Below are 12,107 nucleotides of genomic sequence, written 5' to 3'. Positions count from 1 at the left end.
CATAAACACTCCTTTTGGTACCTCAAAGGCGCAGCTGTCGCGGCCATCTGGCCCTCTTGTGTTCCTGACGTGGTCACGCACGGAAGTGGCATGTGCGTCGTCGCCGTACGCCCTAGTGCTCGGCGCCGGGCAAGTGCACACTGCACCGCACGGGGCAGGGGTAATGTCCCGGACGGGCGCCATCGGGCGGCGCCCGGACAGCGGCAGACGAAGGCCCGCGGCACGCCGCGGCACACCATGCGCGGGACGTCACCGCGCGCGAGGGGGCGGAGCCTCATGGCAGAGCCGGAGTTCAGGGCCACCGGCGTGCGGATCGGGAAGCGGCTGCGCTCCCTGACCCGTGCCGGGCAGGTCCGGATCAACGACGGCAGGCTGGAACTGCTCACCAGTTACGGAACGGAGATCGACAGCGCACCGGTGCAGGCGGTGCGCGCGGGCAAACCGTGGTTCGCCCCGCACGACCGCGCCCTCGCCGAGGTCAACGGCACGCGCTACCGGCTCACGCTCGGCGACCACGATCCGGTGCCCGGGGAGCCGGGCCCACCCTCCGTCCGCGCCTTCCTGGAGGCGCTGCGCAGCGCGGGCGGCCGACGGCGCGTCTGACGGGGCCGAGCCGGGCGCGAGTTGCACGCCCGCACCCCCTGCGTCACTCTGGTTTCACATCACTCTGGGTTTACCGGCGATAACGCTGCGAACCAGCCGCCGGTCCCACAGCAGGCGGCAGACAGCGCGCGGGCCCCTGCTGGATCGGAACGCCGTCTTCTTCCGGACCTCACTTCGGGGAGTCGCACCGTGATCAGCCAGCCAAGCAGGCAGTGCACGGTAGAGCTCCAAGCCCTGCCGTCGCGGATCGGTCAAGTCCGCAGAATCGTATCGGCGCAGTTGCGCTACTGGCATCTCGATCCGTTGATAGACCGGGCCGCGCTCGGCGTGACCGAGTTGCTCACCAACGTCCACCGGCACGCGGAGCCGGACAAAGTGTGCACCGTGGACATCGAGCTGATGCTCGGGCGCCTCGTGGTCTCCGTCCACGACCACGATCCGCGGCTGCCGGAGGTGCGCGACGCGGAGCAGTTCGCGACCTGCGGCCGCGGGCTCGCCATGGTCGCCGCGGTCAGCGACAGCTGGGGCGTCAGGCCGGAGGGCGAGCGCGGCAAGGTCGTCTGGTTCACGCTCGCCGCGCCGTCGCCCACCGTGGACCTGCCGACGTATCCCGCGTACGACGCCGCGAGCACCCGCTCCTTCGTCGCCGCGTCACCCGTCGGCGCGCATACTCCCGCCCGGTCGGCCGTTCCTGGCTGACCGGGCGGTGACTGTTGTCGCGCTGTTCCCCGTCCCTTCCCTCGCTCCTCCTTTCCGCTGATTCGGCTCCTTCCGGTGATTCAGCCCTTTCCGGTGGTTCGGTTCCTTCCGCTGCTTCCGTATCTCGCCTTCCGCCGCGTTCCGCTCACTCCGTCGCGATCGCGCGCAGTACGTCGAGACGTGCCGCGCGCCGCGCCGGGCGCAGGCCCGCGAGGGCCCCCGCGACCACGCCCACCAGGGCGACCACCGTGAGCGGCAGCGGCGGCAGGGCGAACGCGAAGGCGGTGTCGGACGCCCCGTCGGACGCCTTGACCAGGACCCAGCCGAGGAAGCCGCCGAGCGCCAGGCCGCCCGCGGTGCCGAACGCGGCGACCAGGACGGACTCCCAGCGGACCATGGCGCGCAGCTGGGCGCGGGTCTGGCCGACGGCCCGCAACAGGCCCAGCTCCCGGGTGCGTTCGTGCAGGGCGAGGGTCAGGGTGTTGGCGATGCCGAGCAGCGCGATGAGGACGGCGAGGGCGAGCAGCGCGTAGACGAGGGTGAGCATCATGTCGATGCCTCCGGCCGAGGAGTCAAACTCGCCGTTACCTGCATGTCCAAGGCCACAGCCTCTGGCGACTCAATGTGGACTTGGCGGAAGTATGCGGAAGTTGGCGGGAGCTTGAGCCTGCTCACATTGATCAACTCCCATTCTTCTCCCATCCCCAGGCCAGGGATCTCGCGAACACGCCGGAGCCGGAGTCATCGTGCTCACCTTGGGGGTGGGATCGACTCCGGCTCCGGCTTACAGAATCAACGATGCCCCCCTACTTCGATCACGGCCCCCCAGGGTCGCCCGGTCGGGTGAACGCTGGGCATGCGCCCAGCCTGTTGATGTGCGACCCACCGGACGACCACCAAAGGGGTACGCGGCCGTCCGGTGGGCCAATCGGCATCGTGGAGACCTGAACTCCACGATGCCGAAATCTCTCTGTGCAATTGCCTCTGGCTCAGGCCAGGCTGCTGTCAGCGTCTGGATATATCCAGTGTCCAGCCGGATTCATACCGTCAGGCCTCTCGTCATGATCGACGCCAGGGGTCCCGATGCCGGAAGCGAAGCACCGCCGCATCGCCGCTGACATCCGCCGCCGCATCGCAGCGGGCGAGTGGCAGCCAGGACAGCCCCTACCCTCGCGCAGCCAGATGGCCAACGAGTACCGGGTGCATCCGCAGACTGTGCGCCTCGCTTACGACCGTCTGCGCCGCACTGGAGTTCTCGAGGGCGAGGAGCGCCGCCACGTCTACGTGGCGCATCCTCCTGCTATGCGCACCCTCACCGACCCCGATGCGCCGTGGCCCTATTCCAGCGAGACCACCGACACCCGCCCGCGCCCCGCCACGGAAGAGCTGGCTGAGCGTCTTCGTGTCGCGCCGCGGACGGTGCTGCAGCACGAGACGGTGGAGTGCCTGGATCCAGGTGGCCGTTCGGCGATGCTGGTGTCGACGTGGTGGCGTGGCCGCCGCCGCCCGCACGCGGCGTTCATCGCGGAGCTCGGCGTGGCGACTTTGGGGATAGAGCAGGCGCATGCGCTGGGGCTGCTGGTGGACGCCTTGGCCTACCGGGTGGTGCGGACCCGCCTGGATGAGCATGGCGCCCCCGTGGAGACTGCGGATCTGATCCTGCCGATGGACAGGTGGACGATCCGGATTGCTGGCTGAGCGGCCGCCGAGCGGGGTCCGGGCCCGGCGGTGGTCCACTCAGTTTCATAGATATATGCATATGCCGAGAAGGGTGTGTGCCACAAGGGTCGCGTCGTGACCTTCACACCCCGTGTGAATCGGAAGCTAGGCGTCCTCGTCGGCGGGCCGGGCGTGCAGGTGGGCTATGGCGATCTCACGGTAGTCGCGGTGGCCGGTGTCGCCGGCGTGGCGGAGGGCCCACTGATCGGGACCGAGTTGGCCGGGGCTGTCGCCGGAGGCGGCCGGGCAGGAGGCGCATTCGATGCGCCGCTGGGTGGGCTGTTCGGGGTCGCTGTCGAGGGTCCAGTCGACGTAGCGGTAGCTGGTGCGCGCCATGGTCACGCCTCCGTCTGGTCGGCGGTCTGGCGCGCCTGGGGTTGATCTCTACGCTGGCTCATGTCGACGCTCCGTTCGTCGGCCATGCCCCCGGGCCGGTCGCGCGGTCGCGGGGGTCTCACGTGCTGAAACGTAGTCCACCATGCCATAGCAAGCTATAGCTTGCCTGGCGTACTACCGATCGCCAGAGCGGATCATGGCTGCCTACGGTGCGCCTCATGGAGTTCGCAAGTGATCGCCCCAGGTGGAGGCAGGTCCACGAGGTGATCGTGGAGCGGATCCGGGCCGGGGAATACCCGCCCCGTTCGAGGGTCCCGTCGACCGTGCAGTTGATGGGCGAGTTCGGCATCGCCAACGTCACCGCGCAGAAGGTACTGCGACAACTGCGGGCGGACGGGCTCATCTACACGGAGTCGGGAATGGGGTCGTTCGTGGCGGAGCGGCCTGCGGCTGATTAGCCGTGGCCCGCTGTCAGACCGGCCGCATAGGCTGTCTTCATGTCCCCCAAGCCCCAGCACTGTGGCCTCGCGCGCTCTGCTGACGAGGTGAACGAGCTGATCCGCCGGATGATGGAGCGGTCCGGCGGGAGACTGCGCCCTGAGCAGCGCGCGGAGTACGAGCGGCTGGTTGCGGAGTGGGCGGCCGCAGTACGCGCGGAGATCGTGCGGGCGGCCTAATATTCCCTCATGGCTGATTTTGACCTTCCTGATGATCTGATTGAGCTGGAACGTTCCGCCTGGGAAGAGATCCAGGCAGGGACGCTGACCGTGGAGATCGCGCAGCGGGTGCAGGAGCGGATCACTGAGGTCGCCGCGGCGACGGGGCAGTCGCGGTACACCGTCGAGACGCAGCTCAAGCGGCTCGTCCGGCACTCGGAGCCGCAAGGTGAGACGGCTTGATCGCTTTGCGGATGTCCGCAACGTGATCTCCACCCTGCACCAGCCAACCCCCGCCGACAGCAGAGCGCCCCGCCTGGGCATCACGCCGGGCGGGGCGTTGCGCTGCAGCCAGCAGGCGCGGATAGATGCCCCCCCAACGTAGCGGGCTGCACTGACAACGGCCGCTGACGCCTGGCGGGTCGGACGCCTGGGGCCAGCGGCGTGGCGGACGGCGAGGGGGAGCCCGGCTCGCCGTCACCCCTCATTCCGCGTCGGCCGCCGTCGCGGATGCGGTGGCCGGCCAGGTTTTCAGGACCCGCCAGTCGTTGCCGTCGCGTTCGGCGAGTTGGACGCTGCTGCCCGGCCGTCCGTGTTTGCCGATCACCTGGCCGTAGCGGTCGGTGGCGACCGCGAGGTCGCTCCACCAGCCGGTGAGGGCGGTGTTTCCGCTGATGGTGAGGGTGACGCGGTATCTGCCGGGGGCGTTCATGGGTGCAGGGTAGATCAAACCGGGCATAGAATCGAACACATGCACGACCCTGATTCCGAGTCGCCCCGCCTCGCCGCGCTCCACTTCCTCGCCCGCGTCCAGGAGCAGGACCTCGCGCGGACCCGGCGCTGGATCGCCGCCGAGGAGCAGCGCGAAGCCGAGCGAGCCCGCGGGCAGGCCGCCCGGCCGCCCGAGCCGGACTGGCTACTGGAGACCGGTGTCGGCCGCGACCGACTCCCGGTGTACGTGCACGTCGGCGGCTGCCACATGGCAGGCAAACGCAGCAAGGGCGTTGACCGCGAGCAGGCCCTGCGCTCACTCGTCGACGGCACCGAAGCCTGCCCCCACTGCCGACCGGACAAGGACCTCGGGTTCCTGGAGTAGCCCAGCAGGCGCCGCCACTCCGACAGCCGGAGGCTGACCATGTGCCCCTCCCTTTCCCTGTCCGTGTCGCGCTGGCCGAGCCGGTCACCGATCTGCCCGTCGGCGACTACGCCTGGGAGTGGAAGCTCGACGGCCACCGGCTACTCCTCGCGAGCACCGAGACGGGCCCGCTCGTCCACGCCGGACGCTCCGGGCGGGACATCACCAGGCTGTTCCCGGACCTGACCGCAGTCGCAGAGCAGCTCGAGGTCGGAACGGTCCTCGACGGCGAGGGCGTCGTCCACCACAACGGGCGCATCGACTTCGGGGCCATGCAGTCCCGGGCTCTCGCCTCCCCGCGCCGCGCCGCCAAGCTCGCGCGCACCCTGCCCGCCCATTTCGTCGCCTTCGACGTCCTCACCCACCGCGGGCAGGACCGGCGTGGCTGGCCGTATCACCGCCGCAGGGCGCTCCTCGAGGACCTCGTCGCGCCCGTCGGCCCGCCCCTGCAGATCATGCCGATGACCCGCGAGCGGGAGCAGGCCCGCGCATGGCTACACGACGAGGACCTGGCCGCGGCCGGGGTGGAGGGCGTGCTCTGCAAGCCGTGGGCGCAGACCTATCCGGGCGGCCGCAGGGGCTGGCTGAAGATCCGGCCGTCCGCGCCGCGGGACGCCGTGGCCGTCGGCTACACCGGCCGGGCACGCGCGCCGGCCCGGCTCATCGTCGACCTCGGCGACCACCTGGCCCTGTCCACGCCCCTCAGCGTCGAACACCGTCACCTCCTGGCGCAGGCCCTCGACGCGAGCGGCAGCGGCGGGCGGGCGGAGACGGCACGGCTCGACGACGGGACCGTGTACTGGCGGCTGCCCCGGCCCCTGCCCGTCGAGGTCGACCACGGCACCACCCGGCACGCCGCGACCACCGTCCGGCGGCTCCGGCCCGACCTCGCCGACTGAGCCACACCCGCCGATTGTCAGTGCGACCAGCGATGATGCACCCATGACCACCACAATGATCAGCTACCGGCTCGACTGGACCGACCCCGACGGCAAGACCCACACCAGCGCCGTCACCTACGACAAGCCCAGCGCAGAGCACCGGAAGACGAGACTCGAAACCGAAGGCTGCACTGGCATCGTGATCAGACAGGTCAAGCCCGGCGAGCTCTGACACACGAACGCCCGCCCTCCGTGGCGAGGGCGGGCGCACGAGCGGAAGCAGGTCAAGCGGCGCCGACGTCACGCCCTGCGTCGTAAGCCTGGAGCGCCTGAGAGATGGCCCCGATGCTGGGGTTCTTTCCCTTGTTCTTGCCCTCGCTGATCCGCAGGTGGGGCTGGATCTGCTTGAGGCTGAAGCCCTTGGCGCGTAGGGCGACGGCCTGGATTACGAGCGCCTCGGTCATGACGGGACGGCGTCCGCCCACGCGACCGCGCTTGCGGGCTGCGTCGAGGCCGTCCTTCGTCTTCTTGACGATGTCGCGGCGGCGGTCTTCAGCGAGGGCGAGCGCAAGGTCGAGGATGAGGGACCGCTCTCTGTGCTCGCCAGCGGCGATCCCTTCGAGCACCTTGACGGCGGTGCCGCGTTCGAAGAGGTCGTTGAGGACGATCAGTCCTTCGAGGAGGTTGCGGCCGAGCCGGTCGACTTCCTGGACGCAGAGCATGTCGTCGTCGCGCATGTACTCGATGGCGTCAGTGAGTGCGGGCCGCTCTTCGGCTGCAAGCTTGCCGCTCACCTTCTCCTCGAACACCTTGATGCAGATCGGGTCGAGCGCGTCGTGTTGCCGCTCGGTGTTCTGCTTGTCGGTGCTCACCCGGACGAGCCCAACTAGGGCCATGGACCGCCTCCTTCGTTCAGCTAACGGGTCTCCACGGTAGGTGAACGAAGCGAGTAGGTGAACGAGTTCCTGAACGGCTCCCTCTCGGCGAACGCGCGTTGGGGCTTGATCGCCTTCAGATTCACCTCTCGCTCGTTAGATGAAGGGAGGTCGGCGGTCAACCCGTAGCCCGCAAGGGAACGTTATGCGCTACCTGGAGGCACCGCCGGTCTCGCCCTCTTCCCCTCCGGGTACCTCTCCAGCGGGGTTCGCGAAGATCCGACGTAGCGCCGCCACGACCTCCGGCGACGGTTCAGGTGCGGCGTCGACGACGGCGTGGATGTGGGCGATGACGTCGTCGCCGAGGAACCGTCGGCGTTCCTCAGGGCTCATGCCCTGCAACCGAGCAGGCAGCGTCGAGGGAACGGGCAACACCCGCCTGTGGATAACTGGTTTGACGGCGTCGGTAGGTTCGCGGCATGGACGCACACCGAGGAACCGTGATCCTTCTACTGGACGACGGCGAGAGGCCCGCCGCGGCGGGCGACTTGTGCAAGACCGACTCCGGGTCGTGGGGCGGCAGTCTCATCTTCCCCGTCGAGGCTCGGACACCGCAGCTGCTGAACCTCACCGAGGGGCGCCTGACTATCCATGGCCGTGAGGGCTCGTTCGTGCGGCCGGACACCTCGGACTGGGTGAACTCCCCCACCGGGCAGTTCCGTATCCGCATCGAGGGCAGCGGCGACGCCCCGTTCTGAGCGGACGAAATGCGGCGAAGGGCCGTCGCCCGTCGGCTCCGGCCCTCCTGTCCACTAACCGCGCTCACGCGCCAGACGGTGGATGCATCTGGTGCGCTGACTTCTCAGGCCGGCGGCTGCCATCAGGATACGACGAGGCGCCCCACGTCTGCCGGGTGGCGAACGCGTTCGGTCAGGCGGCCTTCTTCTCCCATGGCCAGTGGGCGTCGCGTCCGGCTTCGAGGAGCGGGATCATCCTGAACGCTTGATCGGTGAGGCCGCCGAAGGTGTGGCGGCCTGTCTTGCCGGAGGGCATGGCTCCGGGCTTGTAGCCCGCCATGTTCCACATGTAGACCGGCGTCGTCTTCGGCACCAGGTCGTCGATGGCGGTCTCGCGCATGCCGCCGTAGGACCCCATGTTGGAGGGCAGCCAGCCGGGCCGGGTCTGCTCGTCCGTGACGATGACGATCCGGTCGTGAGCGAACCAGCGCGCCTTCACGGCGGCAGGGATGTCCGTGCCGTCGATCCGCCCGAACGCTTCGATGTGCTTGAGGACGCTGCCGCCCTTCGTCACGTGCAGCTTCTTCGATCCGCCACCGAACTCGACGAGCGTCGGCTTCTCCGCTCGCAGCGTGAGGGCCGCGCCGAAGACGGCCGCCTGCTCGGCGAGCGTGATGTCCGACCGGTTCGGGGTCGAGAAGCCGTAGCCGGGGAACATCGACGGCGAACGGTCCACCAGGATCAGTGTGCTCCCCGTCAGACGCGGCACGTTGGCGAGCGAGTGGCCGAGGGCCTGCTCAAGCGCGTGGGCCCATCGCAGAGAGGGGGCGTGCTTGTAGGCGGCCCACCAGCGGAACGGGAACATACGGGACTTGGCGACCTGCTCGGGGTCGGCGAAGCGGGCGCAGATCTGCGCAGCGACCTCGTCGGAGACGCCTGCCTCGTCGAAGTTCCGCAGGTTCCGGGCCAACGCCATCACGCCCATGGACGGGATGATCGTCTCCCAGGCCGCCTTGTCCATTGGCCCCTGCAGCCAGCCCGCTAGCGCCTCCCACGTCATGCCCGCGGCGCGAAGCCTCTGACGCCCTTCGTCCGTCGACAGAAGCGCTCGGCGACCTTCGACTGTGAGGGCAGTGGCTATCTGGGCGCGCTGGCGAAGCATGGTGAGCCGCTCGGGGATCTCGTCGTCACTGCCGTGGCGTCGATCGAGGGCGTGCTTGAACAGGTCGCCCTGCCACGGCCTTCCGGAATCGGGGCTGGCGTGGACGAGGTTGAGGACGTCGCCGAAGCGGTAGCCCTTGCTGTCGGTGTCGTACTTGAGAAGGCTCCGCTCCGAATAGAGGCGCTGGACGGCGTCGGCTATGCCGCGCTTGACCGGCTTGGGGAGCTTGCGACCGTACTTCGACGTCCAGTAGCCGAGCATCTCGCCGGGCTCGTCGGCGCGCTGGAGAACGGCGTCGATGGCCTGGCGGGAGTATCCGGGCGCTTCCTGGAGGAGGCGTTCGGCCGTGAACTCGGCGGCGCCGACGAGGGCCGCGGTGCGCATGTTGCCCTCGCTGCGGAGCCAGCGGAGGAAGTCGACGCACCAGGCGGGGTCCTCGATGGCGAGCTGGCGGATGAGCTGGCTGTAGCGGTCGTCGCGCTGTCCGCCGGTCTCGTAGAAGGTGTCGGTGCCGACCATGTTCGACACCGCGAGCAGGAAGAGCTCGCTCTTCGTGTCGCGGAGGAATCCGGTGGCGCCTTCGTGGGTGCGGGCCTGCTCCCCGGTGGTGGTCACGGGCGAGTGGACGTCAGGACGAGTGCTGCGGGTGTTGTAGCGGGCCATGAATGAAGAAACCCCTCCGTGGAGGGGAAGCTCAGCGCGGGGTGCCCGAGATCAAGTCGATGGATGGGACAAGGTGCTCTGCCGATTGAGCTACGGCGGCCATGCCACCGACGGGACTTGAACCCGCAACCACCCCATTAACAGTGGAAGTACCACCCATCTGCGCACCGGGCACCCCCGATGCTGTGCCTCCCGAGATCAAAGTCGGCGTGCGGCGTGATTCACCAGAAGAAGTAGCCGCGGCCTGCGCACCGGGAGGTGCATGAAGTTGTACGACCACCATAACGCGCCAAGCCATCAGGTGCTGGCCCATTTGGGCGCCCGGGCATGACGAAGCGCCCCGCCCTCCCGCCAGTTGGCGAGGGAGCGGGGCGGCATGGTCAGCCAGCGAGTTCCTCGGCGGTAGCCAACGGAACTTCGACACTGAGAGGTTGGGGTGGTGGGGCGGGTTCGGGTGGGGGTTCGGCGAGGCCGAGCTCGACGAGGGAGGGGACGTCTGCCGCCGTGCTGTCGCGGCGGCGGGCCATGGGGCGCGGCGGCTCAGGCATATCGCACTCCAGTTCTCACGCGTCGATATGCCGGATGTAGCGGGCTGCCCGCTCCGACATCGGCTCGGCCTCGGGCGGTTCCGTGCCCTGGCGGCGGATATGGGAGACGAGGGACCGCACGCGGTGGAGGAGCCAGCCGATCGCCTCGTCCTGGTCGGCGATCCGCTCGCGCTGCTTATCCGCCTCGGCCTCCTGCCGCTGGATGCGCTTCTCCAGGCGCTCAAGCGCTTTGCCCTGCTGTTCGGTGACGGCAAGGAAGTCGTCGCGCGTCTCCTGGCGCTTCGTGCGGCGGGCGGAACGGGCGGCGACGACGCCTCCTCCGGCGCCGACGATCGCCAGTCCGGCCTGCACCCAGGTGTCCACCGTCATGAGCTCACCACTCTCTTGACGCGGGGCGGCTCGGACCATCCCGCCACGACCAGCACGGGCACCGCGATCACGCCCCAGATCAGGGTCGCGACCCACCCCCTCTCGAACTCACCCGTGAGCCACGTGACCAGGTAGGAGGTCATCCACGGCAGGACCATGAGCGGCAGGGCGAGGAACGCGAGCCAGTCGCGGCCCTGCGGCAGCCAGGCAGAGAAGACGGCGACGAGGCCAGTGGCGACCCACAGCCAGCCCCAGGCCGCCAGGGGCATGACGTCCAGCACGAGCTTGAGTCCGCGCTGGTCGGGCTGCGGGGACACGACCTGCGCGTAGCCGTAGAGGGCCCAGACGGTGCCGTAGCAGAGGAGGATGGCGCCGCGGCGGCCGAGCATCCGGGCGAGCCGCCGCGCAATGCGGCAGCGCACTCAGACCGCCCTGGGGTTGCCGCCGCCGAGGGCCGACTGCGCCTTGTCGCTCAGCCCCGCGGGCTTCCACAGGCCGAAGTGAGCCAGGACGCCGGTCGCGAAGCTCACCAGAGCCAGGACGACGGCAGTGCCGAAGTCCCAGCCAGGCCCGGGGTTTCCGAGCTCGACCAGGAAGCCGTTCAGCGTCGCCAGGCCGAGTAGCAGGACGGCCTTCACGCCGGCGTGGGTGACGTGCTTGGTGACGAGACCGACGAGTACGGGGAGCGCGACGGAGATGGCGAGCCCGATCCAGTAGGCCTTGTCGAGGGATGCGTTCATGACGGTCTCGCTTCTGTCAGGCGTCGGGGACGTCGAGGTGGATCTCGATGGATTCGATGGCGGCGCGGAGTTCGGCGACGATCGAGGCGGGGTCGAGGTCTCCGATACCGGCGGCGAGCTGGGCGACCGCGTCGACGAGCTTGGTGTTGGCGGCGGTGAGCGCGTCGAGCTTCTTGTCGAGTGCGCGCAGGCGCTTGCCCTGGTCGACGAGCACCGAGGCCGCGGTCCAGTAGGCGTTGTCGGGCGACCAGTCGGGCGGCACTGCGATGACGTTGTCGGTGTTGAAGATCGTGTTGACGTCTGCCTTGGTGAGCGGCACGTCGTCCTCCCTGGGCGGTGTGGTGCCGCCTTTGGCGGCGGTGAGGACGGCGGCCATCGGGAATGCACCCGGGTCGCCGTGGTCGTTCTCGGGGACGTGCTGGTGTCCGCAGTGCCCCTTGAACGCCGTCCACTGAGGGCCGCTCATGCGGACGCCGTTGGTGCCGTAGCTCGACGGATACGCCTTGAAGGCGAGCCCGGACGTGAGCGGCACGCCGTGCTGCTCGTGCGCCCAGCGGGCGAAGGCGCCGAGGTCGCGGATGGCCCAGCTGGGCAGGTCGGGCGTGTACAGGTGGAGGTACCCGGCGCGCTCCCACTTGCCGTGGGTCGTCGGGTCGCAGGTGCCGACGATCTCCACCTGGCAGGCGTTGAGGGTGTTGGTCTCCACTCCCCCGGCCCGGTTCACGAGGGCGCGGGAGGACTCGTCGAAGTCGAAGTGCTGGTACCAGACCAGGCGCTTCGCCGCGAAGTCCGGCTTCGCGGTGAAGTTCGGCGCCGAGGCTCCGTTGCCGTAGGTGGGCAGGGACGTTCCTTCGGTGGAGTGCCAGACGATGACGTTGACCTCCATCGCCGAGCCCGGGTAGCGGCTGCCGTACCAGTACGACGTCGACGCTCCGGGGTAGCGCTGCGGACCGCTCGTGGCCATGTGAGCCCCCCGTTCTTGGC

19 protein-coding genes and 1 pseudogene are annotated in these 12,107 nt (G+C 69.2%); 10 read left to right on the top strand and 10 right to left on the bottom strand.

Features of this window, described 5'->3' with window-relative positions:
- The first annotated feature begins 276 nt into the window (after positions 1-276).
- Positions 277-603, top strand: coding sequence for a hypothetical protein (locus C9F11_RS38675; RefSeq protein ID WP_138964594.1), 327 nt, complete (start codon positions 277-279; stop codon positions 601-603).
- A gap of 189 nt (positions 604-792) precedes the next feature.
- Positions 793-1,302 (top strand): ATP-binding protein, encoded by a 510-nt coding sequence (locus tag C9F11_RS38670; protein WP_138964592.1) that lies wholly within the window; start codon positions 793-795, stop codon positions 1,300-1,302.
- A gap of 145 nt (positions 1,303-1,447) precedes the next feature.
- Here the strand turns inward: C9F11_RS38670 and C9F11_RS38665 are convergent.
- Positions 1,448-1,873, bottom strand: a pseudogene (locus C9F11_RS38665) (ABC transporter permease); the annotation flags it as partial.
- Between the two features lie 512 nt (positions 1,874-2,385).
- Here C9F11_RS38665 and C9F11_RS38660 point away from each other — a divergent pair.
- Positions 2,386-3,000, top strand: coding sequence for a GntR family transcriptional regulator (locus C9F11_RS38660; protein ID WP_138964590.1), 615 nt, complete (start codon positions 2,386-2,388; stop codon positions 2,998-3,000).
- A gap of 126 nt (positions 3,001-3,126) precedes the next feature.
- On the opposite strand, the gene C9F11_RS38655 is transcribed toward C9F11_RS38660, so the two are convergent.
- Positions 3,127-3,357 carry a hypothetical protein gene (locus C9F11_RS38655; protein WP_138964588.1) on the bottom strand — a complete coding sequence of 77 codons (231 nt, stop codon included), beginning with the start codon at positions 3,355-3,357 and terminating at the stop codon, positions 3,127-3,129.
- Between the two features lie 218 nt (positions 3,358-3,575).
- Between C9F11_RS38655 and C9F11_RS38650 the strand changes: the two genes are divergently transcribed.
- From C9F11_RS38650 to C9F11_RS38640, 3 genes are read left to right on the top strand one after another with little or no spacing between them, the layout of a single operon-like run.
- Positions 3,576-3,815, top strand: a complete 240-nt coding sequence (locus tag C9F11_RS38650; RefSeq protein ID WP_138964586.1) for a winged helix-turn-helix domain-containing protein — start codon at positions 3,576-3,578, stop codon at positions 3,813-3,815.
- A 39-nt stretch (positions 3,816-3,854) separates the two neighbouring features.
- A complete protein-coding gene (locus C9F11_RS38645; protein WP_138964584.1) occupies positions 3,855-4,034 on the top strand; it encodes a hypothetical protein in 180 nt (59 codons plus the stop codon).
- Positions 4,035-4,043: 9 nt separating this feature from the next.
- Positions 4,044-4,256, top strand: a complete 213-nt coding sequence (locus C9F11_RS38640; RefSeq protein ID WP_138964582.1) for a hypothetical protein — start codon at positions 4,044-4,046, stop codon at positions 4,254-4,256.
- Positions 4,257-4,497: 241 nt separating this feature from the next.
- Here C9F11_RS38640 and C9F11_RS38635 read toward each other — a convergent pair whose 3' ends face one another.
- Positions 4,498-4,725, bottom strand: a complete 228-nt coding sequence (locus C9F11_RS38635) for a hypothetical protein (RefSeq protein ID WP_138964580.1) — start codon at positions 4,723-4,725, stop codon at positions 4,498-4,500.
- A 39-nt stretch (positions 4,726-4,764) separates the two neighbouring features.
- On the opposite strand from C9F11_RS38635, the gene C9F11_RS38630 reads away from it, so the two are divergent.
- The 3 genes from C9F11_RS38630 to C9F11_RS47760 are packed head-to-tail and all read left to right on the top strand — an operon-like array spanning position 4,765 to position 6,261.
- Entirely contained in the window at positions 4,765-5,109 is a 345-nt protein-coding gene (locus C9F11_RS38630) for a DUF6233 domain-containing protein (RefSeq protein WP_138964578.1), read from the top strand.
- A 41-nt stretch (positions 5,110-5,150) separates the two neighbouring features.
- A complete protein-coding gene (locus C9F11_RS38625; protein ID WP_138964576.1) occupies positions 5,151-6,047 on the top strand; it encodes an ATP-dependent DNA ligase in 897 nt (298 codons plus the stop codon).
- A 43-nt stretch (positions 6,048-6,090) separates the two neighbouring features.
- Positions 6,091-6,261 carry a hypothetical protein gene (locus tag C9F11_RS47760; protein WP_171075584.1) on the top strand — a complete coding sequence of 57 codons (171 nt, stop codon included), beginning with the start codon at positions 6,091-6,093 and terminating at the stop codon, positions 6,259-6,261.
- A gap of 52 nt (positions 6,262-6,313) precedes the next feature.
- Here C9F11_RS47760 and C9F11_RS38620 read toward each other — a convergent pair whose 3' ends face one another.
- Both C9F11_RS38620 and C9F11_RS38615 read right to left on the bottom strand, forming a co-directional pair.
- Entirely contained in the window at positions 6,314-6,925 is a 612-nt protein-coding gene (locus C9F11_RS38620; protein WP_138964574.1) for a recombinase family protein, read from the bottom strand.
- Between the two features lie 189 nt (positions 6,926-7,114).
- The gene (locus C9F11_RS38615; RefSeq protein ID WP_138964572.1) at positions 7,115-7,297 is read right to left on the bottom strand and encodes a hypothetical protein; all 183 of its coding nucleotides are present in this window, start codon (positions 7,295-7,297) and stop codon (positions 7,115-7,117) included.
- Positions 7,298-7,383: 86 nt separating this feature from the next.
- Here C9F11_RS38615 and C9F11_RS38610 point away from each other — a divergent pair, with 86 nt between their 5' ends.
- Positions 7,384-7,662, top strand: a complete 279-nt coding sequence (locus C9F11_RS38610) for a hypothetical protein (RefSeq protein WP_138964570.1) — start codon at positions 7,384-7,386, stop codon at positions 7,660-7,662.
- 172 nt (positions 7,663-7,834) lie between these two features.
- Here the strand turns inward: C9F11_RS38610 and C9F11_RS38605 are convergent, their stop codons facing one another.
- The 5 genes from C9F11_RS38605 to C9F11_RS38585 all read right to left on the bottom strand — a co-directional run bounded on the left by C9F11_RS38605 (position 7,835) and on the right by C9F11_RS38585 (position 12,087).
- The gene (locus C9F11_RS38605) at positions 7,835-9,466 is read right to left on the bottom strand and encodes a TROVE domain-containing protein (RefSeq protein WP_138964568.1); all 1,632 of its coding nucleotides are present in this window, start codon (positions 9,464-9,466) and stop codon (positions 7,835-7,837) included.
- 563 nt (positions 9,467-10,029) lie between these two features.
- Positions 10,030-10,383: a hypothetical protein gene (locus C9F11_RS38600; RefSeq protein WP_138964566.1), complete on the bottom strand. Its 354-nt coding sequence runs from the start codon at positions 10,381-10,383 to the stop codon at positions 10,030-10,032.
- Entirely contained in the window at positions 10,380-10,805 is a 426-nt protein-coding gene (locus C9F11_RS38595; RefSeq protein WP_138964564.1) for a hypothetical protein, read from the bottom strand. Before C9F11_RS38595 ends, C9F11_RS38600 begins: the two co-directional genes overlap by 4 nt.
- Positions 10,806-11,123, bottom strand: coding sequence for a hypothetical protein (locus C9F11_RS38590; RefSeq protein ID WP_138964562.1), 318 nt, complete (start codon positions 11,121-11,123; stop codon positions 10,806-10,808).
- A 16-nt stretch (positions 11,124-11,139) separates the two neighbouring features.
- Entirely contained in the window at positions 11,140-12,087 is a 948-nt protein-coding gene (locus tag C9F11_RS38585; protein WP_212767871.1) for a hypothetical protein, read from the bottom strand.
- Positions 12,088-12,107: the final 20 nt, after the last annotated feature.

Origin of the sequence: Streptomyces sp. YIM 121038 (genome assembly GCF_006088715.1) — a bacterium.
Lineage (GTDB): Bacteria > Actinomycetota > Actinomycetes > Streptomycetales > Streptomycetaceae > Streptomyces.
Note: the sequence above shows the minus strand (reverse complement) of the source record. Positions and strands in the feature narration are given on the sequence as shown.

What these genes read in the sequence shown, in the direction of transcription:
- C9F11_RS38675 (WP_138964594.1), top strand. Translation starts at nt 277, where the DNA reads ATGGCAGAGCCGGAGTTCAGGGCCACCGGCGTGCGGATCGGGAAGCGG.
- C9F11_RS38660 (WP_138964590.1), top strand. Translation starts at nt 2,386, where the DNA reads ATGCCGGAAGCGAAGCACCGCCGCATCGCCGCTGACATCCGCCGCCGC.
- C9F11_RS38655 (WP_138964588.1), bottom strand. Translation starts at nt 3,357, where the DNA reads ATGGCGCGCACCAGCTACCGCTACGTCGACTGGACCCTCGACAGCGAC.
- C9F11_RS38650 (WP_138964586.1), top strand. Translation starts at nt 3,576, where the DNA reads ATGGAGTTCGCAAGTGATCGCCCCAGGTGGAGGCAGGTCCACGAGGTG.
- C9F11_RS38645 (WP_138964584.1), top strand. Translation starts at nt 3,855, where the DNA reads ATGTCCCCCAAGCCCCAGCACTGTGGCCTCGCGCGCTCTGCTGACGAG.
- C9F11_RS38640 (WP_138964582.1), top strand. Translation starts at nt 4,044, where the DNA reads ATGGCTGATTTTGACCTTCCTGATGATCTGATTGAGCTGGAACGTTCC.
- C9F11_RS38635 (WP_138964580.1), bottom strand. Translation starts at nt 4,725, where the DNA reads ATGAACGCCCCCGGCAGATACCGCGTCACCCTCACCATCAGCGGAAAC.
- C9F11_RS38630 (WP_138964578.1), top strand. Translation starts at nt 4,765, where the DNA reads ATGCACGACCCTGATTCCGAGTCGCCCCGCCTCGCCGCGCTCCACTTC.
- C9F11_RS47760 (WP_171075584.1), top strand. Translation starts at nt 6,091, where the DNA reads ATGACCACCACAATGATCAGCTACCGGCTCGACTGGACCGACCCCGAC.
- C9F11_RS38620 (WP_138964574.1), bottom strand. Translation starts at nt 6,925, where the DNA reads ATGGCCCTAGTTGGGCTCGTCCGGGTGAGCACCGACAAGCAGAACACC.
- C9F11_RS38615 (WP_138964572.1), bottom strand. Translation starts at nt 7,297, where the DNA reads ATGAGCCCTGAGGAACGCCGACGGTTCCTCGGCGACGACGTCATCGCC.
- C9F11_RS38610 (WP_138964570.1), top strand. Translation starts at nt 7,384, where the DNA reads ATGGACGCACACCGAGGAACCGTGATCCTTCTACTGGACGACGGCGAG.
- C9F11_RS38605 (WP_138964568.1), bottom strand. Translation starts at nt 9,466, where the DNA reads ATGGCCCGCTACAACACCCGCAGCACTCGTCCTGACGTCCACTCGCCC.
- C9F11_RS38600 (WP_138964566.1), bottom strand. Translation starts at nt 10,383, where the DNA reads ATGACGGTGGACACCTGGGTGCAGGCCGGACTGGCGATCGTCGGCGCC.
- C9F11_RS38590 (WP_138964562.1), bottom strand. Translation starts at nt 11,123, where the DNA reads ATGAACGCATCCCTCGACAAGGCCTACTGGATCGGGCTCGCCATCTCC.
- C9F11_RS38585 (WP_212767871.1), bottom strand. Translation starts at nt 12,087, where the DNA reads ATGGCCACGAGCGGTCCGCAGCGCTACCCCGGAGCGTCGACGTCGTAC.